The sequence below is a fragment of the Terracoccus sp. 273MFTsu3.1 genome, assembly GCF_000383675.1.
Classification (GTDB): Bacteria; Actinomycetota; Actinomycetes; order Actinomycetales; family Dermatophilaceae; genus Terrabacter.
On the sequence record NZ_KB911820.1, the window covers coordinates 632,978 to 657,796 of the forward strand.

Consider the following 24,819-nt stretch of genomic DNA (forward strand, 5'->3'; position numbering starts at 1 on the left):
ACGACCGGTGATCAGGAGGTGGCGTGCCCGAGGGAGACACCGTGTGGCGCACCGCCACCCGCCTCGACCAGGCCCTCGCCGGCCGCGAGATCGTCGAGTCCGACCTGCGCTGGCCGGGTGAGATCGCCACGGCCGACCTCACGGGCCGCACGACGCTCGAGGTCGTCAGCCGCGGCAAGCACGTGCTGCACCGCATCGAGGGTGGCCTCACCCTCCATTCGCACCTGCGGATGGAGGGTCAGTGGCGCGTCGAGGCGACGCCCGGGCTGCCCGCCCGGTGGCGGCGCAACCCGCAGCTGCGCGCCCTCGTCGCGGCCCCGGACTGGACCGCGCTCGGGCTGCGACTCGGCATGCTCGACCTCGTGCCGACCGCGCGCGAGGGCGACCTCGTGGGCCACCTCGGGCCCGACGTGCTCGGTCCCGACTGGGACCTCGGGCGAGCGGTCGCCAACGTGGCCGGTGCCCCCGTCCCCGTCGGTCAGGCGCTCCTGGACCAGCGCAACCTCGCGGGCGTCGGCACGATGTGGTGCGCCGAGACGCTCTTCCTCGAGCGGGTGCCGCCGTGGAGCCGGGCCGACGAGCTCGGGCGCGAGACCGTCGAGCGGGTCGTGGCCCGGGCGCACCGCCTCATCGACAACGGCCGGCGCCACGCGGTGCAGTCGAGCACCGGCAGCCAGCGCCTCGACGAGGCCCACTACGTCCACGCGCGCAGCGGTCGGCCCTGCCGGCGCTGTGGTGCCACGGTGCGCGTCGCGATGATCGGCGAGCCCACCCGCGAGCGCACGATGTTCTACTGCCCGGGCTGCCAGGGCGGTCTGGGACCGACCGACGACGGCCGGCCCCAGGTGCCCCTCGGCTCGAACCGGGGAGCAGCCCGGTCGCGACGCTCGTACTGACCGTCACCAGCCCCGAGCCGCCCCGGGGTAGTCGGTGATGATGACGTTGGCGTGCAGGTCGTCGCGGAAGCGCGCGAAGGTCGACGCGCTGTTGACGGTCCAGACCGCGACCTGCATGCCCTTGCCGTGGATCGTCGCGTCGAGGCCGTCGCGCCAGTTCGCGTAGCTGTAGGACACGTCGTAGCAGCCCTTGGAGTCGGCGGTCGCGACCTCGGCGTCGGTGACCGAGGACTCGAGGCACGAGACCCGCATCGCCGACCGGGCGGCGTGGATCGTCGCGGCCGTGGTGCGCCAGTCGAAGTCCTGGATGATGCTGCGGCCGGCGATCCCGCGGTCGACGAGACGCGAGACGAGCAGTCGCGCGTCGGCCTGCGCCGCCGCGGCCGTCTGGGAGGCGGGGTGCTTGAGCTCGACGCGCAGGACCGCGTTCGTGTTGGGCGAGGCGCGGAAGGCTGCCGCGACGTCGGTGAGCCGGGCGAGGGGCTCGCCGCTGCAGCGCACCTGGTCGATCTGCGCCCATGACGAGCCGGTGATCGTCCGGTTCAGGCCGCAGGCCGACAGCGAGTTGTCGTGGCGGAAGACGCCGACGTCGTCGGTGGTGAAGTAGACGTCGCCCTCGATGTCGTCGATGTTGGCCGCGAGCGCGCCCTTGAACGCCTTGAGCGAGTTGTCGGGACCCCAGCCGCCTCCGCGGTGGGCCGAGATCTTGCCGTACGTCGCTGCTTGCGCCGGCGCGGCGGTCGTCGTCACGACGGTCGCCGCGGTGGCTGCAGCCACGGCGAGAGTGGCGCCGACGGCGAGGACGCGTCGCCGCGACCTCGGCGATCGGGTGCGGACGTGCTGCTGCTGGGTCATGAAGACCATCCCCTGACGGTGTGTGCGGGCGGACCCGCTCTTCGTGGTGGGCGTCGGTGCCCACCGAAACGCAACCTACGTGTCGGTGCGCGGTCCTAGGGTGTTTGGGACCGCAGCAATCGAGAGGAGCACGGCCATGGCATCCCGCCTCAACCCCTACATCGGTTTCAAGGACGACGCCCGAGCGGCGATGGAGTTCTACAGGTCCGTCTTCGGCGGCGAGCTGACGGTGTCGACGTTCGGCGAGTTCGGCGACAGCGGCCCCAACGCCGAGGGGGTCATGCACGCCCAGCTCGAGACCCCGAGCGGCTACACGATCATGGCGTCCGACACCCCCGAGGGGATGACCTACACGCCCGGCTCGGCCATCACGGTCAGCCTCAGCGGCGACGACACCGACGAGCTCAAGCGCTACTGGGCCGGCCTCGCCGAGGGCGGCACCGTCTCGATGCCGCTCGAGAAGCAGGCGTGGGGCGACGAGTTCGGCATGCTGACCGACCGGTTCGGCATCGCCTGGATGGTCAACATCGGCAGCGGCACGTCGAGCGACGCGCCCACGGGGTGAGCGCCGAGGCGGTCCGGTCGGGCCTCAGTCCCGACCGGCGCCGCCGTAGTGGCTCGCCAGCTGACGGGTGAGCTCGTCCGGGCCGATGAGGCTCGAGTGCGTGCCCGCGGTGCCGCACGCCCACGACCCCGCGACGGTCCCGGCCCGCGCTGCCGCGCGTGCGTCACCGCCGGCGAGCCACGCGTGCAGGAACGCCGAGACGTACGCGTCGCCGGCGCCGTTCGAGTCCACGGCCGGGCGGCCGTCGATGTCGACGGCGGCCACCGCGAACGACCCGCCTTCGCGCACCGTCACCCGGCTGCCGCGGGCGCCGTCCATGACGACGACGAGCCGGGCCCGCCCGCGGTCGAGCACGTCGGCAACGACGTCGTCCTCGACCCCGGTCAGCCGCGAGCCAGACACGAAGACGAGGTCGGCGGCATACGCGAACGGACGGTGGTGGGGGTTGCGCCCGTCCCAGTCGTGCAGGTCCGTCGACGTCGTGGCGCCGGCGGCCGCGGCGTCCTCGAGGGCGCCGACGGTCCACGGCATGATCGAGGCGTGCACGTGCCGCGCCTGCTCGAGCGGGCCGCGCCAGAGCGTCGGGTCGGGGGCGAGGTCGTAGGGGTGGCGGGGGTCGTAGAACGACATCCGACGGCCCGTCGCGTCGACGAGGTTGACGGCGCGACGGGTGCCGCTGGCGTCGACGACATGGTCGAAGACGAGACCCTCGGCCGCGAACCGGTCGAGGAGCATCCGGCCCTCGTGGTCGTCGCCGATGACGTCGACGAAACGCGTGGCGAGACCGAGGCGGTGGCAGCCGAGCGCGACGCCGCTGCCCGTGTGCCCGACGACCGTGTCGATGGGCGGGACGACGTGGGAGTCGGCGAAGGGGACGGGCAGGACCTCGACACGCACGATGGTGTCGACGCCGGCACCGCCGACGACGAGGACGTCAGTCTTCACGGCCTCATTGTGCACGGCCCCGCGCGGTCAGGGACGCGTGACGCTGAGCAGGCCGAGGCACATCTCGTCGGTCGTGCCCTCGCCCCAGACGACGTAGCGCTCGGGAAGCCCCTGGAGGTCGGGCAGCTTGTCGCGCCAGGCCTGGTCGTGGGTGCAGCTGACCCGGATCGAGTCGCCGGGGCGGATCGGCGTCGGCGGGATCGGGACCGAGCCCTGGTTGTCGAAGTCCCAGACCTTGATGTCGAGCAGCGTCCTGGCGCGCGCCGTGTCGGGGTTGAGGTCGATGCGCAGCGACGAACCGAGCAGGTGCATGTGGCCGGCCACGGCGCGGATCGTCGCGGCCTGCTCGACGCTGCGCGTGCAGGACTGGGTGGGGCCGGGGGTCGGGATGAGCGTCCCGTCGCAGACGAGGAGCAGGCCGTTGACGATGCGCGACGACATGGCGCCGAAGCGCTCGGTGACGTCGGCGACTGCCGCGTTGCGGTCGCACAGCGGTCCTGACTTACCTGCGCGACAAGGCAGCTCGACGGGCGCTGGGTAGAGCATCGTCTCGAGGGGCGTGAGCTTCGACGAGGACGAGAGGCGCAGCTTCACCGAGGTGCGGTCGGGCGTCACGCCGTGCCGGAGGTTGTAGTGCACCTGCATGACGAGCAGGGATCCGCGCTCCATGGGGATGCCGACGTCGGCCGGCAGGACGTTCTCGCGCCCGCCCGGTGCCCAGGCTCCGACCCACGGGGCGTCGTCGAGGCTCGCGCCGCGCGACCCGAGCCCGGTGCCGCCGAAGCAGGTCCAGCCGTTGCCGCCGGACTCGGCGTCGCGGGCGCGGGCCGCGGCGGCCGCCGACGGTGGCACGCGGAAGAGGATGACGTGGTGCACCTCCTGTGGCTGGCCCGGTGCGATGTCGAAGCCGGTGACGAACGCGTCGCGTGTCACCTGCGGGTCGAGGACGAAGCACCGGTAGTCGTCGGTGCCGGTCGTCGGCGCCTTCGGCGTGTAGGAGACCGGGGACGTCACCGTCCGCATCGACTCGCCGGCCCGCAGCGCAGCCGGCTTGGCGGGAGCGACGGGCTTCGCCGCGTGACCGGTGGCGGCCGCCGTGCCCGCCGGCTCGCTCGTACCGTGACCCGCGGTGTGCGCGGTCGCGTGGCCCTCGAGCCGGGCCTGGGCGGTCGGGTCGGGCGTGCCGCAGCCCGCGACGAGCAGGGCGACCGCGGCGACGGCCGCCGCGACGGCAGCCCGCATCGCGGTCCGGCCGCGTCGAGTCCTCATCCCGTCAGTCTAGGAACGAGGCCGTCCCGCGGAGCCGTTGTCGAGCGTTTGGTCGTCAGGACTGCTCGGGCGCGCGGCTCACCGGGATGCGGCGCACGTCCGGGGCGCTGAGGCGCTCGGCGTTGGCCTCGGAGTCGGCGAGCTCCTTCTGCGACTCGAGCTCGGCCTCGACCCGGGCGATGTAGCCGGAGACCTCGGCCTCGACCCGCTCGGGATCCCACCCGAGCACCGGCGCGACGATCTCGGCCACGGCGCGGGCGCTGTCGGCGCCACGGCTCGAGGTCTCGATGGAGATGCGGGTGCGTCGCGCCAGCACGTCGTCGAGGTGCAGCGCGCCCTCGTGCGTGGCGGCGTACAACGCCTCGACCCGGAGGTACTCCTCCGCCCCGGGGAGCGGCTCGTAGAGCGAGCGGTCGTCCTCGGCGAGGGCGAAGAGCTCGTGGACGAGCGAGCCGTAGCGCTCGAGCAGGTGCGTGATGCGCCAGACCGGGAGGTCCTGGTGGCGCGCGAGGCGGTCGATCTGGTTGACGAGAGCGACGTAGCCCTCGGCGCCCGACAGCGGGATGAACTCGGTGACGCTGTCGGAGACGTCGCCGCCGATGTCCTCGCGTGCGGCGTCGACGGCGTCTGCGGCCATGACGCGGTAGGTCGTGTACTTGCCCCCGGCGATGGAGATGAGCCCGGGCTGCGGACGGGCCACGGCGTGCTCGCGGGAGAGCTGGCTCGTGTCCTCGCTCTCGCCGGAGAGGAGCGGGCGCAGGCCGGCGTAGACACCCTGGATGTCCTCGTGGGTCAACGGCACCTTGAGCACGGTGTTGATGTGCTCGAGGATGTAGTCGATGTCGGCCCGCGTCGCTGCCGGGTGGGCGAGGTCGAGGTCCCAGTCGGTGTCGGTCGTGCCGATGATCCAGTGCGTGCCCCACGGGATGACGAAGAGGACCGACTTCTCCGTGCGCAGGATGAGGCCGGTCTCGGAGTTGATCCGGTCGCGGGCGACGACGATGTGCACCCCCTTGCTCGCGCGCACGTGGAAGCGCCCGCGGCCACCCGCCATCGTCTGGATGTCGTCGGTCCACACGCCGGTGCAGTTGATGACCACGGAGGCCCGGACCTCGGTGCGCTCGCCCGTCTCGACGTCCTCGACGACGGCGCCGACGACCCGCTCGCCCGCGCGGAGCAGCTCGACGACGCGGGCCGAGGCGACGACGGTGGCGCCGTAGGCGGCGGCCGTGCGGACCGTCGTCAGCGTGTGGCGGGCGTCGTCGGCCTGGGCGTCGTAGTAGAGCAGCCCACCGGTGAGGGCGTCGCGCTTGAGCGCCGGGGCCAGCTTGAGCGCTCCGGTGCGGGTCAGCTGCTTGTGGCGCGGGACCGAGCGTGCGCCGCCCATCGAGTCGTAGAGGGTCAGGCCCGCGGTGACGTAGGGACGCTCCCAGCCGCGGCTCGTGAGCGGGTAGAGGAAGGAGACCGGCTTGACGAGGTGGGGCGCGATGCGGCTCAGCATGAGCTCGCGCTCCTTGAGCGCCTCGCGGACGAGGTCGAAGTTCATCTGCTCGAGGTAGCGCAGGCCGCCGTGGAAGAGCTTGGACGACCGCGACGAGGTGCCGGAGGCGAAGTCGCGCTGCTCGACGAGGGCGGTGGACAGGCCGCGGGTGGCCGCGTCGAGGGCCACCCCACCGCCGGTCACGCCACCGCCGACGACGAGCACGTCGAACTGCTTGGTGGCGAGGCGCTTCCACGCCCGTGCCCGGTAGTCCGTGTCCAGCCGCACTGGGCTCGTCATCGGTTCCCCTTCACGTCGGTGCCGAGAACGACACTCTAACGAGCCCGATCCGTGTCGAATGCGGCTGTTCGCGGGGCGGTCAGCCCGTACCCTCGGCGGCATGGGCATGACGGTGGTGGCACGGGAACTGGACTCCGAGCAGCTCGCGAGTCTCCTCGCGGACCCTTCGGTCGCGAACGACCTGATCCTCGACGAGGACGAGGACGAGGACGAGGGCGAGGGCGAGGGCGAGGGCGAGGGCGAAGGCGTGGACGGAGGTGACGGCTGGCTCGATCTCGACAAGGCGTGGCACGGCGTCCATTTCCTGCTGACGGGTGCGGCGTGGGGCACGGACAACCCCCTCGGCGGAGCCGTCCTCGGCGGCCGTGAGGTCGGCGAGGACGACGGCTACGGGCCGCCGCGGCTCCTCGAGCCCGACCTCGTCCGTGAGGTGGCCGAGGCGCTGGGCGCCGTCACCGACGACGAGCTCCGCGCGCGTTTCGACCCCGAGGAGATGCAGCGCCTCGACATCTACCCTCAGGTCTGGGACGAGAGCGACATCCTCGACGAGTACCTCATGCCGAACGTCCGGGAGCTGCGCGACTTCTACGCCCGCGCCGCGGCTCATGACGCTGCGGTTCTCATCGGGGTGCAGTAGACGCCGGGCTGGGACGACACTGGGCTGGTGAGACTCATGTGGATCATCTGCCTGTTCGCCGGTCATGCGTGGCGCCGTGAGAGCCGCGGCGAGGAGACGATCATCGTGTGCGGACGGTGCGACGCGATCAGTGCCGTGGCCGAGGCGCGCGAGCGACACCGCCAGCTCGGACGAGACCGCGGCGAGATGTAGGCGCGCGACGGTACGGTCTGGACATGCCGACGGAGCAGCGCAGCCATGTCGTGTCGATCGACCAGGGGACGACGAGCACCCGGGCCATGGTCTTCGACCGGAGGGGCCGCGTCGTGGCCGTCGACCAGATGGAGCACCGCCAGATCTTCCCGCGCGCCGGGTGGGTCGAGCACGACCCGATGGAGATCTGGCAGAACACCCGCGTCGTCGTCGGCGGCGTGCTCGGCAAGGCCAACCTCAACGCCACCCACGTCGCCGCGGTCGGCATCACGAACCAGCGCGAGACGACCGTCGTCTGGGAGCGGGCCACCGGCCGGCCGATCCACAACGCCATCGTCTGGCAGGACACCCGCACCCAGGCGATCTGCGACGAGCTGGCCCGCGACGGCGGCATCGAGCGCTTCAAGGACGTCACGGGCCTGCCGCTCGCGACCTACTTCGCCGGACCCAAGGCGCGCTGGGTACTCGACCACGTCGACGGCGCCCGCGAGCGGGCCGAGGCGGGGGAGCTGCTCTTCGGCACCATCGACACGTGGCTGCTCTGGAACCTCACGGGCGGCGCCGACGACGGTGGGGTGCACCTCACCGACGTCACGAACGCCTCGCGCACCCTCCTGATGGACCTGCGCACCCTCGACTGGGACGCGTCGGCCGCCGAGGCGATCGGGGTCCCGCTCGCGATGCTCCCCGAGATCCGCTCGTCGTCCGAGGTCTACGGCTCGTGCAAGCCGGGCATCCTCATCGACGTGCCGGTCGCCGGCATCCTCGGCGACCAGCAGGCGGCGACGTTCGGCCAGGCGTGCCTCGACGTCGGCACGGCCAAGAACACCTACGGCACCGGCAACTTCATGCTCCTCAACACGGGCGAGGAGATCGTCGCGTCGAAGAACGGCCTGCTGACGACGGTCTGCTACCAGCTCGGTGACGACCAGCCCGTCTACGCCCTCGAGGGCTCCATCGCCGTCACGGGGTCGCTCGTGCAGTGGCTGCGCGACAATCTCGGCCTCATCAAGGACGCCAAGGAGGTCGAGACGCTGGCCGCGAGCGTCGACGACAACGGTGGTGCCTACTTCGTCCCGGCCTTCTCGGGCCTCTTCGCCCCGCACTGGCGCCCCGACGCCCGCGGTGCGCTCGTCGGTCTGACCCGCTTCGTCAACAAGGGGCACATCGCCCGAGCAGCTTTGGAGGCCACGGCTTTCCAGACGCGCGAGGTGCTCGAGGCGATGAACGCCGACTCCGGAGTGCCGCTCACCGAGCTGCGGGTCGACGGCGGCATGGTCGTCAACGAGACGCTCATGCAGTTCCAGGCCGACCTCCTCGGGGCCGACGTCGTGCGACCCGTCGTCGCCGAGACGACCGCTCTCGGCGCCGCGTATGCCGCCGGGCTCGCCGTCGGCTACTGGCAGAGCACCGACGAGATCCGTGAGAACTGGGGCGAGGACCGCCGGTGGACCCCCGCGATGGACGAGTCGGAGAGGGAGCGACTCTTCCGCACGTGGAAGAAGGCCGTCGAGCGCACCCTCGACTGGGTCGACGCCGACACGCCCTGACGGCTCAGTCCTCGCCCTCGAGGTGGAGGACGACCTTGCGCAGCAGGCCGTTGAGGGCGACGAGCTCCTTGGCGGTCAGCCCCGAGAAGGCCTCCTGCTCGCGAGCCATGCCGGCCTCGATCCCCTTCTCCCACAGCGCCCGTCCCGACGGCGTCGGTCGGATGAGGATGCGACGCCGGTCGATGGGGTCGACCTCCCGCGTCACGTGCCCGCGCTGGACGAGCCGGTCGACGCGCGACGTCATCGCGGCGCGGGTCACGCCGCACGCGTCGGCGAGCTGGGCGGGGGTCGCCTCCTCGGGGAACGGCTGGATCATCAGCGCGTGGAGCGTGTGGTAGTCCTCGATCGTGTCGTCCGTCCCGGCGTAGCTCGCGTGGTCGGCGGCCTTGAGCCGCTTGGTGATCGCCTGCATGCGCGTGACGGCGCCCTCGACCTCGGGGTCCATGTCCTCGAGGAGGCCGCTCCAGCGTGCGACGTGCCGGTCGACCGAGTCCTGCCGTGCTCTCGCCATGGCGCCAGTCTCGCAGAGGTGTCGGACCCAGAGCGCTGATCCTTGACTATTCGTTGACAGATAGTCAGACGTCTAACTAATCTCGATGCATGACCATGCGCGACCTGTTGCACCTCCGCGACGTCCGGCTCCTGCTCGCCGGTCAGGGACTCTCGTGGGTCGGTGACGCCTTCAACCCCATCGCCCTGTCCGTGGCCGTCGTCCTCGGTGGCGGCGGAGCGGGCGAGCTCGGTGTCGTCCTCGCGAGCGCCGTGGTGGCCCGCCTCCTGTGCAGCCTCGTCGGCGGCGTCTGGGCCGACCGCGTCACGCCGCACCGGATCATGGTCGGCGCCGACCTCACGCGGGCCGGTTCCGTCGCCGCCATGGCCCTCGCCTTCGCGCTCGGCGACCCACCGGTCGCCGTGCTCGCCGGTCTGGCCGCGGTCACAGCGGGTGCGGGCGCGTTCTTCTACCCGGCCTTCGTCTCGCTGAGGCCCCTCATCGTGCCGGTCTCGGCCCTGCAGACCGCCAACGGCGCGATCAGCTTCCTCCAGTCGAGCGCGCAGGTCGGCGGCCCGGTCCTCGCCGGCCTCGTCGTCGCCCGGTTCGGCCCGGTGGCCGGCTTCACGGTCAACGCGCTGACGTTCGCCTGGTCGGCGGTCTGCGTCGCACGGCTCCGGGCCCGCGCCGACCGCCTCGCCGAGCGCACCGGCATGCTGACCGAGATCCGCGAGGGCCTCGCCGAGATCCGCAGCCGGGACTGGCTCTGGTCCAGCCTCCTCGCGGCGGCGATGTTCCACGTCGCCAGCGGGGTCTTCATCGTCCTCGTCGAGGTGACGGCCGTGCGCGACCTCGGCGGCGCCCACGCCCTCGGCCTCATCACGGCGGCGCTCGGTGTGGGCGGCCTCGTCGGAGGGCTCGTCGGGATGCGGCTCCAGCCGCGCCGGATGCTGCTCTGGGCCTTCGCCGCCCTCGGGCTCTTCCCGCTCTTCCCGCTCGCGTTCGCCTGGCCCGGCGGCCTCGTGGCGATCATGGCGCTCGCCCTCGTCGGCCAGGCCGGCCTGCTCTACTTCGACGTCGGGTGGCAGACCGCCGTCCAGCAGGGCGTGCCCCACGACCGGCTGGCCCGTGTCGTCTCGTGGGACGTGCTCATCTCGTTCGTCGCACTGCCCCTCGGCAACGTCCTCGCCGGCCCGCTCAGCGCGCACGTCGAGACGCCCGACCTCATGGTCGGCATCGCCGTCTGGATGCTCGTCGCCGGCTGCTGGCCGCTGCTGGTGCGCAGCGTCCGCGGCTTCACCCGCGCGTCAGCCCAGGGCGGCGATGGCGGCGTCGTAGTCGGGCTCCTGGCCGATGGCCGGGACGAGCTCGGTGTGGGCGACGGTGCCGTCCGCATCGATGACGACCACCGCACGCGCGAGGAGGCCGGCGAAGCCGCCGTTCTCCATCCGCACGCCGTAGTCGTAGCCGAAGCCGGAGCGGAACGACGACGCCACGACGACGTTCTCGATGCCCTCGGCGCCGCAGAACCGGTTCAACGCGAACGGTAGGTCGGCCGACACGCAGACGACCGCCGCGTTGTCGAGGCCGGCGGCGATCTCGTTGAAGCGGCGCACGCTCGCCGCGCAGACGCCGGTGTCGACGCTCGGGAAGATGTTGAGGACGACGCGGCTGCCGTCGGGCAGCGTCACGTCGTCGCGAAGGTTCGTGCCGGTCAGCGTGTACGCCGGGGCGGGGGCGCCCACGGCCGGCAGGTCGCCGACGGTGTGGACGGTGGTGTCTCCGAGGGAGGTGGTGGCCATGGACGTATCTAACACGGGCAGCCTGGGGCTACCGTCGCGGCATGCCCGCTGACGGCGCGACGTGCCTCGCGACCCGCTGCTTCTGCGAGCTCGCCCGCCCCGACGGCATCGCCCAGCCGGCCGACGCGTGGTCGTCCCTGGCCTTCGTCGTGGCAGGGGTCGCCGCAGCCGCGGTCCTGCGTCCCGCCGCGCGTCCGGAGCGCGTCCTCGTCCCGCTCCTCGCGGTCGCGCTCGTCGCCGTCGGGATCGGCAGCTTCGCCTTCCACGCGACCCTGACGCTCTGGGGGCAGTTCGTCGACGTCCTCCCGATGTATGCCGTGGGGTGCGTCCTGCTCGCCGGTGCCCTGGTGCGCCTGCGCCGCGTCACGCCGCGCGTGGCCGTCCTCGGCGGGGTCGCCCTCCTCGCGGCCCTCGGCGTCCTGCTCTGGCTGTGGCCCGAGTCGCGACGGGTGCTCTTCGCCGCGGTCCTGCTCCCCGGCATCGTCCTCGAGCTGGTGGCCGCCCCGGGCCGTGACGGCGGAGCGCGCTGGCTGCGCGTCGGGCTGGGACTGCTCGTGACGGCATACGCGCTCTGGCTCCTCGACCAGGCGGGTCTGCTCTGCGACCCGACGAGTCCGCTGCAGGGGCACGCGGCGTGGCACGTCCTCGGCGCCGGCGCCGGGTGGTGCCTCGCGCGGCACTGGGCGACCCGTAGGTTGGTGGCATGACGGAGTCGCCGCTCATGCCGGAGCAGCAGGGGCAGATCGTGGCGGTCGCGATGGACATGGCACGCGACGGGCGCACGGCCGACCTCGTCGAGTTCCTCGACCACGGCTTCCCGCTCGACCAGCAGGACCCCGCCGGCAACACGCTCGTCATGCTCGCGGCCTACCACGGTCACCTCGACACGGTCACGACCCTCGTGGACCGCGGCGCCGACGTCGACCGCCGCAACGACCGGGACCAGTCCCCGGTGGCCGGTGCGATGTTCAAGGGCGAGGACGAGGTCGTCAAGGTCCTCGTCGCGGCGGGCGCCGACCTCGACGCCGGCTCGCCGACCGCGCGTGCCACGGCCCAGCTGTTCGGGCAGCAGCACCTCATCGACGGAGAGGACCGACCGTGACCGACCCGCAGGACACCGGGGCGCGCTCGCGCTTCGTCATCAACCTCGTCGGCGTCATCGGCATCGTCTTCGGCGTGCTCCCGATCGTGCGCTACCTGCTCGACCTGTCGCTCTTCGAGTTCACCGTCGCGCCGTACGAGTGGCTCCAGCTCGAGGGGGCGGCACGGTTCATCCCGCCCGGGATGGTCCTCGTCGCGTGCATCGTCCTGGCCTACGTCCTCGAGCAGCGGCTCTCCCGCGACTGACCCCGGCCAACCCTCGACGGTCGGTGACCGTTCAACGACCAGCCCGTGATGTGATGTGGTCATGTCGGTCCGGGCCTCCCTCCTCGCCGCGCTCGTCCTCGGGTCGAGCCTGGCGATCGCGCCCGCGCCGACCGCCCGCGCCGATCCGGTGGCTCCCGAGGTCACGACGGTGCCCGTCGGCGCCGAGCCCGACGGCACGGCCGTGCGCCTCGACGTCTCCGTGTGGCCGCAGTCGAGCGGCAAGCACCCGGTCGTGCTGCTCGCCCACGGCTTCGGCGGCACCAAGGACTCGGTGACGAGCCAGGCCAACGACCTGCACGACCGCGGCTACGTCGTCATCGCGTGGAGCGCTCGTGGACACGGCGCGTCCGGCGGTCGCATCCACCTCAACGACCCGGCCTACGAGATCGCTGACGCGAGAACGCTGCTCGACCTCGCGGCCAAGCGATCCGACGTCGAGCTCGACGGCCCGGGAGACCCCCGCGCCGGGGTCATGGGGGCCTCCTACGGCGGCGCCCTCGCCCTCATGCTGGCAGGCTCCGACCGGCGGGTCGACGGCGTCGTCTCGGCCATCACGTGGAACGACCTCGCCGACGCCTTCTTCCCGCAGGCCGCCGTGACGAAGCCGGCGACCACCGCTGCCGGGCGCTCGCCGATCGACGTCGCCGGACCCTTCAAGCAGGTCTGGGCGACGAACTTCTTCCTCTCGGCGCTCCGGGGAGGCCAGGGTGCGGGTGCCGGCTCCTCCGACTGCGGCCGCTTCGACCCGACGATCTGCCGCCTCTTCGTCCAGGCCTCCGAGACCGGCACCGCCTCGCCCCAGCTGACGACGCTGCTGCGTGCCCACAGCCCCAAGCCGACGATGAACGCCGTCACCGCGCCGACCTTCCTCGTCCAGGGGGTCGGCGACTCGCTCTTCGGGCTCGACCAGGCCGACGCCACGGCGTCGGCGCTCGCCGCCTCCGGCACGCCGTATGCCGTCCGCTGGAGCGACGGCGGCCACGACGCCCCGAGCACGCACGAGGCGGAGGAGGTCGAGGCCTCCTACACGTGGCTCGACCACTACGTCCGCGACAAGGGCGCGCGCGGACCGGCCCTGCCCACAGCGGCCTTCACGTACGGCACTCCCGCCGGGCGGCCGGGTCAGCCGACGACGCTCCACACCCTCACGGCATACCCGGGGCTGTCGGGCGCGGCGCTCCGGACGCGCGAGCTGCCACTGACGACGACCTCCGGGACGCTGCTGCACCCGCCCGGAGGGCAGCCCGCGTCCCTCATCGCCGTACCCGGCCTCGCGGCGCTCGGCATCAGCCTCTCGACCTACCAGATCGCGGCGCTGCCCGGTCAGTCGACGGCCCTCGACACCCAGCCCGTCGCCGAGGCCGCGACCGTGGTCGGGTCGCCGTCGATGCGACTGACCGTCACGTCCGACGCTCCCGACGTCACGCTCTTCGCGTCGGTGTGGCGCGTCACCGGTGGCTCGGTGACGCTGACCAACCCGCTCGTCGCACCCGTGCGCCTCGCCGTGACGCCCGGCCGGCCCACCCCCGTGACGATCTCGCTCCCGGCCGCGACCTACGACCTGCCGGCCGGCACCCGGTGGCGCGTCCTGCTGACGAGCACCGAGTCGACGTACTCCAACTCGCGGACCCCGAGCGGCATCCGCATCTCGGGGGCCTCGGCGCTCACCCTCCCGGTCGCGGCCGGTGCCGCGGTCGACGGGGCCGTGGCCGGCGGCGTCGACACCGAGACCCTGCTCGCGTCCGGCGCCCTGGCCGTCCTGCTCCTCGCGGCGCTCGTCGGCTGGGTCGTGCGCCGTCGCCGCCGGATGCACCGCCCGGCGCGGCCCGACCTCGCCGACGTCCCACTCGTCATCGAGGGACTCGTCAAGACGTACGCCGACGGCCACCGCGCCGTCGACGACGTGTCGTGGCGGGCCGAGAAGGGTCAGGTCGTCGGTCTGCTCGGGCCCAACGGGGCCGGCAAGACGACGACCATGCGGATGGTCATGGGACTCATCTCCTCCGACGCCGGCAGCGTCCACGTGCTCGGCGAGCCCGTCTCCGCCGGCTCGCGGGTGCTCGCCCGGGTCGGCGCGCTCATCGAGGGTCCCGGCTTCCTGCCGCACCTCACCGGGCGCCAGAACCTCGAGGCCTACTGGTCCGCCACGGGCCGGGACCCGGAGGACGCCCACATCGCCGAGGCGCTCGACGTCGCGGCCCTCGGCGGCGCCGTCGACCGGCCGGTCAAGTCCTACAGCCACGGCATGAAGCAGCGGCTCGGCATCGCCCAGGCCATGCTCGGGCTGCCCGAGCTGCTCATCCTCGACGAGCCGACCAACGGCCTCGACCCGCCCCAGATCGCGGCGATGCGTCCGATCCTGCGCCGCTACGCCGAGACCGGGCGCACCGTCGTCGTGTCGAGCCACCTCCTCGCCGAGGTCGAGATGACGTGCACCCACGTCGTCGTCATGCACGCCGGTCGGGTCATCACGCAGGGGCCCGTCGCCGAGCTCGTCGACAGCGACGACACGACGATCCTCGACCTGCCCGAGCACGTCGCCCACGACGTCGTCAGCGCCGGCGTGCACGCGCTCGAGGCCGCGGGTGGGGTCACCGAGGTGCGGGTCGACACGCCCACGAGGATCGTCGTCGTGGGCGACCGCGGCCGGGCCGAGGTCGTCGCGGCCGCCGTGTCGGCGGGGCTGCCCGTCGTCGGCGTCAGCAGCCGCCGGCACCTCGAGGAGGTCTTCCTCGGCGCCATCTCGTCGGCGTCCGCACCGGGTGCGGCCGGCGAGCCCGGAGACGAGGGCGCGTCCCTCGTCGAGCGATTGAGGCAGGTGAGGGCGCGATGAGCGAGACCCGTCCAGAGAGCCCGGACGTGAGCCCCGGGGACGCGCTGCTCGACGTCATCGAGCCGGCTCCGACAGCAGGGAGCGGCGAGATCCACCAGGTGCGCGACCCGCTCTCGTGGCGGTCCGAGCTGCGCCGGCAGTGGGGCCGGCGACGCACCATCTGGGCCTTCGGGCTGCTCCTCGCGCTGCCGCTCGTCCTCGTCGGGTCCTTCGCCTTCGGCCAACGGTCGAGCAACAGCCGCGGCGGCGCCTCGACCAGGATCTTCGACCTCGCCCAGAGCGGGGCCGCCAACTTCAGCCTCGTGCTCGTCTTCCTCGCCTCGGAGCTGCTCCTCGTCCTCCTCGCCGCCCTCTTCTGCGGCGACGCCGTGCCGTCCGAGGCGTCGTGGTCGTCGTTGCGCTACCTGCTCATCGCGCCGGTCCAGCGGGCTCGTCTGCTCACGAGCAAGCTCGCGATCGGGATCGCCTCCACGCTCGTCGCGACGGTCCTGCTGCCGGCGTGGGGCCTGCTCGTCGGCGGCGTCGCCTACGGCTGGGACCCGCTGACCAACCCGCTCGGCGAGAACCTCTCGTGGAGCCAGTTCCTGCCCCGCCTGGCCCTCGCGATGGCCTACATCTTCGTGACGCTGCTGCCCATCGCCGCCATCGCCTTCTGGCTCGGGACCCGCTCCGACGCGCCGCTCGCGGCGGTCGGCGGCGCCGTGCTCGTCAGCATCCTGCTCAACATCCTCGACCAGCTCGACGCGCTCGACCCCTACCGCAACGCCTTCCCCGGCCACTACTCGCGGGCCTGGCAGGACGCCCTAGCCGTGTCTCCGGACTACACCGACATGGTGCACGGCGCCCTGTGGGCGCTCGTGTGGGCCGTCGCCTTCACGATGCTCGCCTACCGTCGCTTCCGGCGCAGCGACATCCTCAGCTGACGCCGCGCAGCCTTGCTCAGAACCGCGCGGCCTCGGGGATGATGCGCTCGCCGATGAGCTCGAGCACGTCGGTCCTGGAGCCGTCACCGATGCCGAGCTGCACATGCGTCACGCCCAGCCCGGCGAGGTCGCGCAGGTGCTCGAGCGTGGCGTCGACGTTCGCGCCGTCGGGGCCGGGGTCGACCGGTCCCATGACGGTCTTCTCGATCTCGTCGTAGTCGCGGCCGAGAGCCTCGCAGTGGCCGCGGAGGACCTCCAGCTTGTGGGCGAGGTCGGGGCTGTCGAAGAGGTTGCAGGCCTGGGCGTACTGCGCCACCATCCGCAGCGTCTTCTTCTCGCCACCGCCGCCGATGAGGATCGGCGGGCGCGGGCGCTGCACGGACTGCGGGGAGTTGAGGGTGCTCCCGAGCCGGTAGTGCTTGCCGGTGTACGGCTCGACGCTGTCACCCCACATCTGGAGGCAGATCTGCAGCGTCTCCTCGAGGCGCTCGAAGCGCTCGGCAGTGGCGGGGAACGGCAGGCCGAGTCCGACGCACTCCTCCTCGTTCCAGGCCGCGCCGATGCCGAGCATGGCGCGACCCTTCGACAGCACGTCGAGGGTCGTCACCGCCTTGGCGAGCAGCCCGGGCTCCCGGTAGACGGCGGCCGTGACCCACGCGAGCAGCTGGACCTTCTCGGTGACGGCGGCGAGGAAGCCGAGCGCCGTGTAGGCCTCGAGCATCTCGTGCTCCTTGGGCCCGACCATGCCGATCTGCCAGACGTGGTCCATGACCGAGAGCCTGGTGAAACCGACGTCCTCGGCGGTCCGCGCCGTGCGGACGAGGTCGTCGACGAAGGTGGAGGAGCCACCGCTCCACGTGAAGTTGGCCAGGTGCAGTCCGAGATGCATCCTCCGACACTACGTCCGCTCGCTGGGAGCGGACCCTCCGTGGACGTCCGGATCTGCGGTGACCTCGGAGCCGGAGACGGGCGGCTCGGCCGACCACGGGAAGACGATCCACTGGTCGGTCTGGCGCCAGACGTAGTCGGGCGTCACGACCGATCCGGGCTTGCCGTAGAGGACCGCGCTGCGTGCCTCGGCGCCGTGCTCCTGGAGCAGGTCGAGCACCAGGGAGAGGGTGCGGCCCGAGTCGGCGACGTCGTCGACGACGAGGATCCGGCGGCCCGCGAGGCTCTCGGTGTCGAGGTGCGGGGCCAGCAGCACCGGGTCGGGCAGCGTCTGCTCGACGTCGGTGTAGAACTCGACGTTGATGGCATCGGTCAGCTTGATGCCGAGCGCGTAGGAGAGTCCGCCACCGGGGATGAGCCCACCTCGCGCCACCGCCACGAGCACCTCCGGGCGGAAGCCGAGTCGGCGACGAGGGTCGCCAGCTCGCGGATCGCGACGCCGAACCGCTCCCACGTCAGCACCTCCTTGTCGACGAGCGTGGAGGCGTCTGCGTGGTGGGCGATCGTCATGCGAGGAAGGCTAGTCACGTCAGGTGAACGGCGTGTTTCGGGTGTCGAGGGTTCGGGCAGACTGGCCGGGTGACCCCCGACCCGACCAGCCTGACCCGACCGCTCCAGCCCTCCCGGCGCTCGCAGGTGCCCCCGTTCGAGGTCATGGACGTGCTCGACCGGGTGGCCGTGCTCCGGGCCGAGGGCCGCGACATCGTGTCCCTCTGTGCCGGTGAGCCGTCGGGAGGTGCGCCGAGCCTGGTCTCGGAAGCCGCGGCGCGGATCCACGGCTCGGGGCGTGCCCTGACCTACACCTCGGCGCTCGGCATCCGTGAGCTGCGGTCCGAGATCGCCGCCCACTACGGGCGGTGGTACGGCCTCGACGTCGACCCCGCCCGCGTCGCGATCACGACGGGCTCGTCCGGTGGCTTCGTCCTCGCCTTCCTCGCCGCCTTCGAGGCGGGTGACCGCGTCGCCCTCGCCCGCCCCGGCTACCCGGCCTACCGCAACATCCTCGCCTCGCTCGGGTGCGAGGTGGTCGAGATCGACTGCGGCCCGGAGACGCGCTACCAGCCGACGCCCGAGCTGCTCGACGCCGCACAGGCCGACGGTGAGCTCGCGGGACTCATCGTCGCCTCGCCCGCCAACCCGACCGGCACGATGGTCGACCGCGCCGAGCTCGCGGCCATCACCGACTGGTGCGCCGCCCACCGCGTGCGCCTGGTCAGCGACGAGATCTACCACGGCGTCACCTACCCGGACCCCGGCGCCGCCGACCCCCGTGGTGTCTGCGCGTGGGAGACCGACGACACGTCGCTCGTCATCTCCTCCTTCAGCAAGTACTGGGGGATGACGGGCTGGCGCCTGGGCTGGATGCTGCTCCCCGACGACCTCGTGCGCCCCGTCGACGCGCTGGCCGGCAACGTCGCGCTCTGCCCCCCGGCGCCGGCGCAGTATGCCGCCGTGTCGGCCTTCGCGGAGGAGTCCTACCGCGAGTGCGACGCTGCCGTGGCCGAGTTCGCCCGGACGCGAAAGCTCTTGCTGGACAACGCCTCCCGGCTCGGCTGGGGCGAGTCCGCGCCGCCGGACGGCGCGTTCTACTACTGGGCCGACCTCGGGCCGCAGCTCGCCCGATGGGGCGGCGCGGCGGCATACGCGCGCGCCCTGCTCGAGGAGGTCGGCGTCGCGATCACCCCGGGCGGCGACTTCGACGACCGGGCCGGCCGGCGCTCCGTGCGGCTCAGCTTCGCCGCGGGCGCGACCGCGGTCGGGGAGGCGATCGAGCGGATCGAGGCGTTCAACGCACGCTGATCGGCCGGCCCACCGCGCTGACTCGCCGGACCCGCATCGAAGCCCCCACCTCTGCGGGGGCTTCGACCCTGCTTCACCTCTTCCCAGGTCGTCAGAGGATGAGCACCACTGCAGCGGCGACCGCCCCGGCCAGAGCCAGAGCGCCGAGCACGAAGCTCATGACGGAGTCGTAGGTCCAGTGACCTTCACGGTCACGGACACTGGCGCCGAGCATGCCGAAGCCTGCGGTGAGCAGGACTCCACCAGCGATCCAGCTGCCGAGGTACCAGGCCTCGCTCAGGCCCGCCAGGATCCAGCCGGCCGGCACGAAGTATGCATACGCGCCGAAGGCTGCGACCAGGAGACCGATGGTGATGAGCGTGTAGTCCAACGTGCGGTTGCGGAACAACCGCGGAAGACGTTCGGTCCCCACACGTTCCTTCTCAAGGAGCTGTGACATTGTCCTCACCTCCTCTCCATGCCTCACCTCCAGCGTCGCTCGTCTGCCGCGTGAGCGTCAGAGGCCTTGGTCCTGTCCTTGCCGACCCGGGTCGTTCGGCGAGGACGATCGCGCGGATCGAGGACCTCGACGCGCGCCGAGCGCTAGCGTCGGCCCATGGGGTGGTTCACCGACGCAGTGGCGTGGGTCCGCTCGCGGATCGGAGGTGCGCCGCGACCGGACCCCCCGGCGCCCGTCCAACCGGCGCCCGGCCAACCGGCGACGGTCGACGCGCTCGTCGAGCGGATGCACGAGATCGACCGCGCCCTGCCGGGCAACGACGGTGTCGCGGCCTTCAACCGGATGTACCTCCGCGTCACCGGGCTCGTCCGGGACCGGCTCGTCGAGGGATGGTTCGGCAGCCCGGCGTTCGTGACCCGGCTCGACCTCGTCTTCGCCGGGCTCTACCTCGACGCGGTCGGAGCGGGCTCGCCCGACCCGTCCTGGCAGCCGCTCTTCACGTGCCGGCTCGAGCCGGGTCGCGTGCCGATCCAGTTCGCGCTCGCCGGGATGAACGCCCATATCAACCACGACCTGCCGCTGGCCGTCGTGACGACGTGCCGCCAGCTCGGCCTGACGCCGGACAGCCCAGGGGTCGAGGCCGACTACCACCGGGTCAACGACCTGCTCGCCGCCGTGCAGGAGGACGTGCGCCGATCCTTCCTCGACGGCATCGCCCTCGCCGTCGACGAGCAGTACGCCGGCCCGGTCGCCAACCTCGTGAGCGGCTGGAGCATCGCGCGCGCCCGCGACGCCGCGTGGACGAACGCCCGCGTGCTGTGGTCGCTCGAGGGCGTCGAGCCGCTGCGCACCGACTTCCTCGCCACCCTCTCCCGCAGCGTCGGGATGGCCGGGCGCTACCTGTTGACGCCGGTCGCCGACCTCGCCCCCTGAGGAGCGAGGCCGGAGAGGTCAGGCGGCGACCGGCGCCGGGGCCGCCTCGAGCGGCCGCTCGGCGACGGCCCGCTCCGCGGCGACGCGGTCCGCGGCGGCGCGACGCTCGTCGACCCGACGGTCGCGGAGCGCGGCGCGCAGACGCCACGCGCCGTAGACGGCGACGAGGCTGATGACGAGGTGCAGGCCGAGGAAGCCGTTCGCCAGCCCCATCCCGAGCAGGGCGCCGGCGACGAGCGGCCCGACGGCCGAGAAGGTCGTCTGGATCGCCGTGAAGGTGCCGAGCGTCGTGCCGACGAGCCCGCGGGGAGCGAGGCTCGCGGTGAGCGGGTTGAGGACGGGGGCGTACATCGTCTCGCCGACGGCGAAGATGCCGAACGTCGTGACGAAGAGAGCCGAGGCGACCTCCGGCGTGAGCTGCGCGACCGAGAGGACGACCCACGACAGGGTCCAGATGGCACCGACGACCATGAGCAGGCTCGCCGCGTTGCGTCGCGCGGTGACGCGCACGACGACGACCTGCAGGGCCACGATGACGACGCAGTTGACGGCAGCCGCGAGGCCGATGGCGGACTCGTCGACGTCGAGGACCGTGAGGGCGTACGCCGGCAGGCCGGACTCGAACTGGGCGTAGAAGCCGAGGGCCAGGGCCACCGCGACGACCGCGGTCCAGCGCAGGGCGGGCACGGCGAAGATGCGGCGCAGGGCCTCCATCGTGCCGAGCTGCGTCTCCGCCTCGCCGGCGGCGAGGTCCGGGGCGACCTCGCTCGGGGCGCCGATGCCCGCGACGTGGATGAGGACGGCCGAGATCGCGAAGCCCGCACCCGCCGCGATGAACGCGAACGTCATGCCGTCGGCGCGCGAGAGGTCGACGAACTGGCCGGCGACGAAGGCGCCGAGGGCCATGCCGATGGCCTCGGCCGTGAACTTGTAGGCGAAGACCTTGCGGCGGTCGTCGCTCCCGGCCCAGCGCAGCACGAGCACCGAGGCGGCCGGACCTGCCGCGGTCAGGCCGAACCCGAAGACGAACATGCCGACGAGGAAGGCCGGGGCCGACCCGGCCCAGACGAGGCTGCCGACGCCGACGGCGGCGAGCAGCTTGGCCACGACGGCGACGGCGACCGGGTTGTAGCGGTCGCTGAGGCGCCCGGCGAAGGGTGCGGCGACGAGCGCGCCGACCGAGAAGAGCGTGCTGGCCAGGGCGGCGGCGAGCGCTCCCCAGCCGCGGGTGTTGGCCGCATACGCGTACTGGTAGGGCAGCACGGTGCCCCATCCGAGCATGCCGATGGACGACGCGAGGATGAGCAGCTTGGTGCGCATGGGTTTCACACCCTTTCGGGGACGGGGGAGGCGGACTTCGGGAGTCAACGCAGCTTCGGCATCGAATATTTCGTCATCGAAGTTCGACTTCGAAAGAGTAGCACCAGCTCCCACGGGTGCGACAATGCGTTTCCATGGCAGCGAAGCGACGACAGACCGCCCAGCAGGAGCACGCCGCGGACGTCGCGACCTACGTGGCGGCTGGTGGCGAGGAGTCCGTGCAGCGGGTCATCACCGCGGTGTTCTCGGTGACGAAGAAGCTCGACCAGTGGTACGTCCGCCAGTTCGCCGACCTCGACCTGACCCAGGGTGAGTGGTCGGTCCTCGCGTCCCTGGCCCGCGCGGGCGACACGTGCCTCACCCCGAGCCAGCTCGCCGACCTCTCCAACGTCGCCCCCTCCTCGATGACGCACCGCCTCGACAAGATGGCCGGCCGCGGCCTGCTCCAGCGCCGCCCCGACGAGTCCAACCGCACCCGCACCCTCGTCTCCCTGACGAAGGACGGGTGGGCCCTGTTCAGCGCCGCGGTCCGCGAGTCCAACGTCGTCGAGAGCGACACCCTGCGCGGCCTGTCCGACTCGGAGCGGCACGAGCTGGCCCGGCTCCTCGAGATCGTCATCGCGGGCCTCGACGACATCGACGCGTAGCCCGGGCCGGCGTCGCGGGCGTAGCGTCGCCCGCATGAACGCCAACGGGCAGCCGGTCGCCCTCGTCACCGGAACCTCCTCGGGCATGGGCCTGCACACCGCCGTCGAGCTGGCCCGCCGCGGCCTCACCGTCGTCGCGACGATGCGCGACACGAGCCGGTCCGCGGCGCTGACCGATGCCGCGACCGAGGCCGGCGTCGAGGTCGACGTGCGAGCCCTCGACGTCACCGACCACGAGGCCGCCCGCGCCTGCGTCGACGGGGTGCTCGCCGACCATGGCCGCCTCGACGTCCTCGTCAACAACGCCGGCCGGGGCGCCGTCGCCACCGCCGAACAGCTGAGCCTCGACGAGATCCGCGACCAGCTCGAGGTCAACTACCTCGGACCCGTCGCCCTGACCAAGCTCGTGCTGCCCCACATGCGGTCGGCCGGGTCCGGCACGGTGCTCACCGTGACGAGCGTGGGCGGCGCCGTCGGGCAGCCGTTCGCCGACGCCTACTGCGGCGCGAAGTTCGCCGTCGAGGGCTTCATGCAGTCGCTCGCCGTCGTCATGCTCGCCCACGGCGTGCACGTCTCGGTCATCGAGCCCGCGGCCGTCGCGAGCGACTTCGTCGGCAACGTGGCCCGTCCCGAGGGCGACCCCGCCGACCCGTATGCCGCCCAGCTCGACGCCTATCTCGCGCGGTCCGCGGGCGCCTTCGCCAGTGCGCAGTCCTCCCGGGACGCCGCGGTCGCCATCGCCGACGCCGCGACGTCGGCCGAGCACCGCTTCCGCTGGCAGACCTCGGAGGGTGCGACCGCCTTCGTCGGGATGTCGCTCGCCGACACCGACGGCAGCCGCGTGCTCGGCGTGACCCGGTCCTGGATCGAGTCGGCTCCTCGTTAGAGTCGGCCCGTGAGCTACCGCAGGCCCGTCCCGACGATCGGCGACCCGTCGTCGGCCGCCGAGCGGGCCCAGGCGCCCGACGCGTGGGCCCTGCGCGACGACCTCGCCTCGCTCGAGCGGGTCGTCGGCGCTCGCCGCGACATCCGCCGCTTCCGCCCCGACCCGGTGCCCGACGACGTGCTCACCGCGGTGCTCACGGCCGGTCACCGAGGTCCGTCGGTCGGGCACAGCCAGCCGTGGCGCTTCGTGGTCGTCACCGAGGCCGCGACCCGTGACGCCGCCGCCCTCATGGCCGACCGGTGCCGCCTGCGCCAGGCCACCGCGATGACGGAGGAGTCGGCCCGCGGCCTGCTCGACCTGCGCCTCGAGGGCATCCGCGAGGCACCTGTCGGGGTCGTCGTCGCGTGCGACCGCCGCACCCCCGCCGCCGGGGTGCTCGGTCGGGCCACGTTCCCCGACGCCGACCTCTGGTCGTGCGCCGCGGCCATCGAGAACATCTGGCTGACGGCCCGTGCCCACGGTCTCGGCCTCGGCTGGGTCACCCTCTTCGAGCCGGCCGAGCTCGCCGACCTCCTCGGTCTGCCCGACGGCGTCGAGACCCTCGGCTGGCTCTGCCTCGGCTGGCCCGACGAGCGCCCGCCCGAGCCCGGCCTCGAGCGCGCCGGGTGGTCCCGCCGGCTGCCGCTCGAGCAGGTCGTCATGCGTGAGCGCTGGACCGAGCGCGACGCCCCGCCCTCCCACCTGCGTGCGCCCGAGCCGGCCGACGTCGTGGCCGCCCGCGACCGCTCCGACGACCTCCTCACGGTGCCGGGCTCGCTCGGGGTCCTCGACACGGTGCTCGACCGCGTCACCGCGCTCGCGGCCGTCGACGGTCGGGGCACTCTGGTCGTCGCGGCCGCCGACCATGCCGTGACGGCATACGGCATCTCGGCCTTCGACCCCACGGTGACGGCCGACGTCGCCCGCGCGACCCGCGAGGGCACGTCGATGGGAGCCGTGGCGGCGCGCGCTGCGGGCCTCGACGTCGAGCTCATCGATGCCGGGATCGGTTGCAGCAGAGGTGATCTCGTCACCTCTGACGCGCTCGACGAGACGGTGTATGCCGCCTTGCTCACTCTCGGTCGGGACCGCGGTCGCGTGCTCGCGGGTTCCGGTCCCGTGGCGCTCGGCGAGGTCGGCGTCGGCAACACGACCGTGGCGGCCGCACTCGCCGCGGCCCTGCTCGACGTGCCGGCCGACGACGTCGTCGGCCGCGGGTCGTCCGCCGACGCCGCGATGCTCGACCGGAAGCGCGACGTCGTGGCGCAGGCGCTCGCCCGGGTGGGGAGCGTCGGTCCCGACGAGGCCGTCCGTCGCCTCGGTGGGGGAGAGCTCGCCGTCCTCACCGGGATCGTGCTCGGAGTGGCCGAGTCCGGAGGGGTCGTGGTGCTCGACGGCCTCGCGACGTCGGTGTGTGCGCTCGCCGCCGTGCGTCTCGAGCCGGCGGTCGCGGCGCACCTCGTCGCCGGCCAGCGGTCACGTGAGAAGGCCCACGCCCTCGTGCTCCGCGAGCTGGGTCTCGAGCCCCTCCTCGACCTGCGGATCCGTGCGGGCGAGGGCGTCGGCGCGGCCCTCGCGACCGGCCTCGTCAAGGACGCGCTGGCCCTGCGGACGGGCGTCGCGCGCACCTCCACGGTTTGAGTCCGACGGCGGGACCCCTCTAGTTTTGTGTGGTTGTCCAACCATCGAACTGCCCTCACGA

24 protein-coding genes and 2 pseudogenes are annotated in these 24,819 nt (G+C 72.7%); 16 read left to right on the plus strand and 10 right to left on the minus strand.

Annotation, left to right across the window (positions count from 1 at the left end):
- The first annotated feature begins 23 nt into the window (after window positions 1-23).
- Window positions 24-896, plus strand: a complete 873-nt coding sequence (locus H283_RS0102900; RefSeq protein ID WP_020142015.1) for a DNA-formamidopyrimidine glycosylase family protein — start codon at window positions 24-26, stop codon at window positions 894-896.
- 3 nt (window positions 897-899) lie between these two features.
- On the opposite strand, the gene H283_RS23845 is transcribed toward H283_RS0102900, so the two are convergent.
- Window positions 900-1,751 (minus strand): glycerophosphodiester phosphodiesterase family protein, encoded by an 852-nt coding sequence (locus H283_RS23845; protein ID WP_196805892.1) that lies wholly within the window; start codon window positions 1,749-1,751, stop codon window positions 900-902.
- A gap of 136 nt (window positions 1,752-1,887) precedes the next feature.
- On the opposite strand from H283_RS23845, the gene H283_RS23850 reads away from it, so the two are divergent.
- Entirely contained in the window at window positions 1,888-2,316 is a 429-nt protein-coding gene (locus H283_RS23850; RefSeq protein WP_020142017.1) for a VOC family protein, read from the plus strand.
- 24 nt (window positions 2,317-2,340) lie between these two features.
- Here the strand turns inward: H283_RS23850 and H283_RS0102915 are convergent, their stop codons facing one another.
- From H283_RS0102915 to H283_RS0102925, 3 genes are read right to left on the minus strand one after another with little or no spacing between them, the layout of a single operon-like run.
- Window positions 2,341-3,261: a carbohydrate kinase family protein gene (locus tag H283_RS0102915; protein ID WP_020142018.1), complete on the minus strand. Its 921-nt coding sequence runs from the start codon at window positions 3,259-3,261 to the stop codon at window positions 2,341-2,343.
- Window positions 3,262-3,288: 27 nt separating this feature from the next.
- Complete coding sequence (locus H283_RS0102920; protein ID WP_231372214.1) at window positions 3,289-4,530, minus strand: hypothetical protein; 1,242 nt, start codon at window positions 4,528-4,530, stop codon at window positions 3,289-3,291.
- Between the two features lie 55 nt (window positions 4,531-4,585).
- Window positions 4,586-6,310, minus strand: a complete 1,725-nt coding sequence (locus H283_RS0102925; protein WP_043647924.1) for a glycerol-3-phosphate dehydrogenase/oxidase — start codon at window positions 6,308-6,310, stop codon at window positions 4,586-4,588.
- Window positions 6,311-6,410: 100 nt separating this feature from the next.
- Between H283_RS0102925 and H283_RS0102930 the strand changes: the two genes are divergently transcribed.
- The 3 genes from H283_RS0102930 to glpK are packed head-to-tail and all read left to right on the plus strand — an operon-like array spanning window position 6,411 to window position 8,689.
- Window positions 6,411-6,947, plus strand: a complete 537-nt coding sequence (locus H283_RS0102930; RefSeq protein WP_028785290.1) for a YfbM family protein — start codon at window positions 6,411-6,413, stop codon at window positions 6,945-6,947.
- Window positions 6,948-6,974: 27 nt separating this feature from the next.
- Window positions 6,975-7,139 carry a hypothetical protein gene (locus H283_RS27515; RefSeq protein WP_156022932.1) on the plus strand — a complete coding sequence of 55 codons (165 nt, stop codon included), beginning with the start codon at window positions 6,975-6,977 and terminating at the stop codon, window positions 7,137-7,139.
- 23 nt (window positions 7,140-7,162) lie between these two features.
- Complete coding sequence (glpK, locus tag H283_RS0102940) at window positions 7,163-8,689, plus strand: glycerol kinase GlpK (RefSeq protein ID WP_020142023.1); 1,527 nt, start codon at window positions 7,163-7,165, stop codon at window positions 8,687-8,689.
- Between the two features lie 4 nt (window positions 8,690-8,693).
- Here the strand turns inward: glpK and H283_RS0102945 are convergent, their stop codons facing one another.
- Window positions 8,694-9,200: a MarR family winged helix-turn-helix transcriptional regulator gene (locus tag H283_RS0102945; protein WP_020142024.1), complete on the minus strand. Its 507-nt coding sequence runs from the start codon at window positions 9,198-9,200 to the stop codon at window positions 8,694-8,696.
- A gap of 95 nt (window positions 9,201-9,295) precedes the next feature.
- On the opposite strand from H283_RS0102945, the pseudogene H283_RS28345 reads away from it, so the two are divergent.
- A pseudogene (locus tag H283_RS28345) lies at window positions 9,296-10,435 on the plus strand (MFS transporter); the annotation flags it as partial.
- A 51-nt stretch (window positions 10,436-10,486) separates the two neighbouring features.
- Here H283_RS28345 and tpx read toward each other — a convergent pair.
- Window positions 10,487-10,981 (minus strand): thiol peroxidase, encoded by a 495-nt coding sequence (gene tpx / locus H283_RS27080; protein WP_081633758.1) that lies wholly within the window; start codon window positions 10,979-10,981, stop codon window positions 10,487-10,489.
- Window positions 10,982-11,022: 41 nt separating this feature from the next.
- Here tpx and H283_RS26445 point away from each other — a divergent pair, with 41 nt between their 5' ends.
- The 5 genes from H283_RS26445 to H283_RS0102980 all read left to right on the plus strand — a co-directional run bounded on the left by H283_RS26445 (window position 11,023) and on the right by H283_RS0102980 (window position 16,105).
- Window positions 11,023-11,688, plus strand: coding sequence for a ceramidase domain-containing protein (locus tag H283_RS26445; protein ID WP_020142027.1), 666 nt, complete (start codon window positions 11,023-11,025; stop codon window positions 11,686-11,688).
- Window positions 11,685-12,083 (plus strand): ankyrin repeat domain-containing protein, encoded by a 399-nt coding sequence (locus H283_RS0102965; protein ID WP_020142028.1) that lies wholly within the window; start codon window positions 11,685-11,687, stop codon window positions 12,081-12,083. Before H283_RS26445 ends, H283_RS0102965 begins: the two co-directional genes overlap by 4 nt.
- Window positions 12,080-12,328, plus strand: a complete 249-nt coding sequence (locus H283_RS0102970) for a hypothetical protein (protein WP_020142029.1) — start codon at window positions 12,080-12,082, stop codon at window positions 12,326-12,328. Before H283_RS0102965 ends, H283_RS0102970 begins: the two co-directional genes overlap by 4 nt.
- 61 nt (window positions 12,329-12,389) lie before the next feature.
- On the plus strand, window positions 12,390-15,182 hold the full coding sequence (locus H283_RS0102975) for an alpha/beta fold hydrolase (protein WP_043648282.1): 2,793 nt from the start codon (window positions 12,390-12,392) through the stop codon (window positions 15,180-15,182).
- On the plus strand, window positions 15,179-16,105 hold the full coding sequence (locus H283_RS0102980; protein WP_020142031.1) for an ABC transporter permease: 927 nt from the start codon (window positions 15,179-15,181) through the stop codon (window positions 16,103-16,105). The genes H283_RS0102975 and H283_RS0102980 overlap by 4 nt, the downstream gene beginning before the upstream one ends.
- Window positions 16,106-16,121: 16 nt before the next feature.
- On the opposite strand, the gene H283_RS0102985 is transcribed toward H283_RS0102980, so the two are convergent.
- Together H283_RS0102985 and H283_RS23865 are read right to left on the minus strand one after the other, a co-directional pair.
- A complete protein-coding gene (locus H283_RS0102985; RefSeq protein ID WP_020142032.1) occupies window positions 16,122-16,994 on the minus strand; it encodes an LLM class F420-dependent oxidoreductase in 873 nt (290 codons plus the stop codon).
- 9 nt (window positions 16,995-17,003) lie between these two features.
- Window positions 17,004-17,563 (minus strand): annotated as a pseudogene (locus H283_RS23865) (phosphoribosyltransferase).
- A 69-nt stretch (window positions 17,564-17,632) separates the two neighbouring features.
- On the opposite strand from H283_RS23865, the gene H283_RS0102995 reads away from it, so the two are divergent.
- On the plus strand, window positions 17,633-18,853 hold the full coding sequence (locus H283_RS0102995; RefSeq protein WP_020142034.1) for an aminotransferase class I/II-fold pyridoxal phosphate-dependent enzyme: 1,221 nt from the start codon (window positions 17,633-17,635) through the stop codon (window positions 18,851-18,853).
- 91 nt (window positions 18,854-18,944) lie between these two features.
- Here the strand turns inward: H283_RS0102995 and H283_RS0103000 are convergent, their stop codons facing one another.
- Window positions 18,945-19,292, minus strand: coding sequence for a hypothetical protein (locus H283_RS0103000; protein ID WP_156022933.1), 348 nt, complete (start codon window positions 19,290-19,292; stop codon window positions 18,945-18,947).
- Window positions 19,293-19,448: 156 nt separating this feature from the next.
- Between H283_RS0103000 and H283_RS0103005 the strand changes: the two genes are divergently transcribed.
- Window positions 19,449-20,225, plus strand: coding sequence for a DUF5995 family protein (locus H283_RS0103005; protein ID WP_020142036.1), 777 nt, complete (start codon window positions 19,449-19,451; stop codon window positions 20,223-20,225).
- A gap of 18 nt (window positions 20,226-20,243) precedes the next feature.
- Here H283_RS0103005 and H283_RS0103010 read toward each other — a convergent pair whose 3' ends face one another.
- The gene (locus H283_RS0103010) at window positions 20,244-21,545 is read right to left on the minus strand and encodes an MFS transporter (protein ID WP_020142037.1); all 1,302 of its coding nucleotides are present in this window, start codon (window positions 21,543-21,545) and stop codon (window positions 20,244-20,246) included.
- Window positions 21,546-21,679: 134 nt separating this feature from the next.
- Between H283_RS0103010 and H283_RS0103015 the strand changes: the two genes are divergently transcribed.
- The 3 genes from H283_RS0103015 to bluB are packed head-to-tail and all read left to right on the plus strand — an operon-like array spanning window position 21,680 to window position 24,758.
- Entirely contained in the window at window positions 21,680-22,192 is a 513-nt protein-coding gene (locus H283_RS0103015; protein ID WP_020142038.1) for a MarR family winged helix-turn-helix transcriptional regulator, read from the plus strand.
- Between the two features lie 34 nt (window positions 22,193-22,226).
- The gene (locus H283_RS0103020) at window positions 22,227-23,078 is read left to right on the plus strand and encodes an SDR family NAD(P)-dependent oxidoreductase (RefSeq protein WP_020142039.1); all 852 of its coding nucleotides are present in this window, start codon (window positions 22,227-22,229) and stop codon (window positions 23,076-23,078) included.
- A 9-nt stretch (window positions 23,079-23,087) separates the two neighbouring features.
- Complete coding sequence (bluB, locus tag H283_RS0103025; RefSeq protein WP_020142040.1) at window positions 23,088-24,758, plus strand: 5,6-dimethylbenzimidazole synthase; 1,671 nt, start codon at window positions 23,088-23,090, stop codon at window positions 24,756-24,758.
- Window positions 24,759-24,819 lie beyond the last annotated feature (61 nt).

Coding starts and splice junctions, on each gene's coding strand:
- H283_RS23845 (WP_196805892.1), bottom strand. CDS start 1,751: ATGACCCAGCAGCAGCACGTCCGCACCCGATCGCCGAGGTCGCGGCGA.
- H283_RS23850 (WP_020142017.1), top strand. CDS start 1,888: ATGGCATCCCGCCTCAACCCCTACATCGGTTTCAAGGACGACGCCCGA.
- H283_RS0102920 (WP_231372214.1), bottom strand. CDS start 4,530: ATGAGGACTCGACGCGGCCGGACCGCGATGCGGGCTGCCGTCGCGGCG.
- H283_RS0102925 (WP_043647924.1), bottom strand. CDS start 6,310: ATGACGAGCCCAGTGCGGCTGGACACGGACTACCGGGCACGGGCGTGG.
- H283_RS0102930 (WP_028785290.1), top strand. CDS start 6,411: ATGGGCATGACGGTGGTGGCACGGGAACTGGACTCCGAGCAGCTCGCG.
- glpK (WP_020142023.1), top strand. CDS start 7,163: ATGCCGACGGAGCAGCGCAGCCATGTCGTGTCGATCGACCAGGGGACG.
- H283_RS0102945 (WP_020142024.1), bottom strand. CDS start 9,200: ATGGCGAGAGCACGGCAGGACTCGGTCGACCGGCACGTCGCACGCTGG.
- tpx (WP_081633758.1), bottom strand. CDS start 10,981: ATGGCCACCACCTCCCTCGGAGACACCACCGTCCACACCGTCGGCGAC.
- H283_RS26445 (WP_020142027.1), top strand. CDS start 11,023: ATGCCCGCTGACGGCGCGACGTGCCTCGCGACCCGCTGCTTCTGCGAG.
- H283_RS0102965 (WP_020142028.1), top strand. CDS start 11,685: ATGACGGAGTCGCCGCTCATGCCGGAGCAGCAGGGGCAGATCGTGGCG.
- H283_RS0102975 (WP_043648282.1), top strand. CDS start 12,390: ATGTCGGTCCGGGCCTCCCTCCTCGCCGCGCTCGTCCTCGGGTCGAGC.
- H283_RS0102980 (WP_020142031.1), top strand. CDS start 15,179: ATGAGCGAGACCCGTCCAGAGAGCCCGGACGTGAGCCCCGGGGACGCG.
- H283_RS0102985 (WP_020142032.1), bottom strand. CDS start 16,994: ATGCATCTCGGACTGCACCTGGCCAACTTCACGTGGAGCGGTGGCTCC.
- H283_RS0103000 (WP_156022933.1), bottom strand. CDS start 19,292: ATGTCACAGCTCCTTGAGAAGGAACGTGTGGGGACCGAACGTCTTCCG.
- H283_RS0103005 (WP_020142036.1), top strand. CDS start 19,449: ATGGGGTGGTTCACCGACGCAGTGGCGTGGGTCCGCTCGCGGATCGGA.
- H283_RS0103010 (WP_020142037.1), bottom strand. CDS start 21,545: ATGCGCACCAAGCTGCTCATCCTCGCGTCGTCCATCGGCATGCTCGGA.
- H283_RS0103015 (WP_020142038.1), top strand. CDS start 21,680: ATGGCAGCGAAGCGACGACAGACCGCCCAGCAGGAGCACGCCGCGGAC.
- H283_RS0103020 (WP_020142039.1), top strand. CDS start 22,227: ATGAACGCCAACGGGCAGCCGGTCGCCCTCGTCACCGGAACCTCCTCG.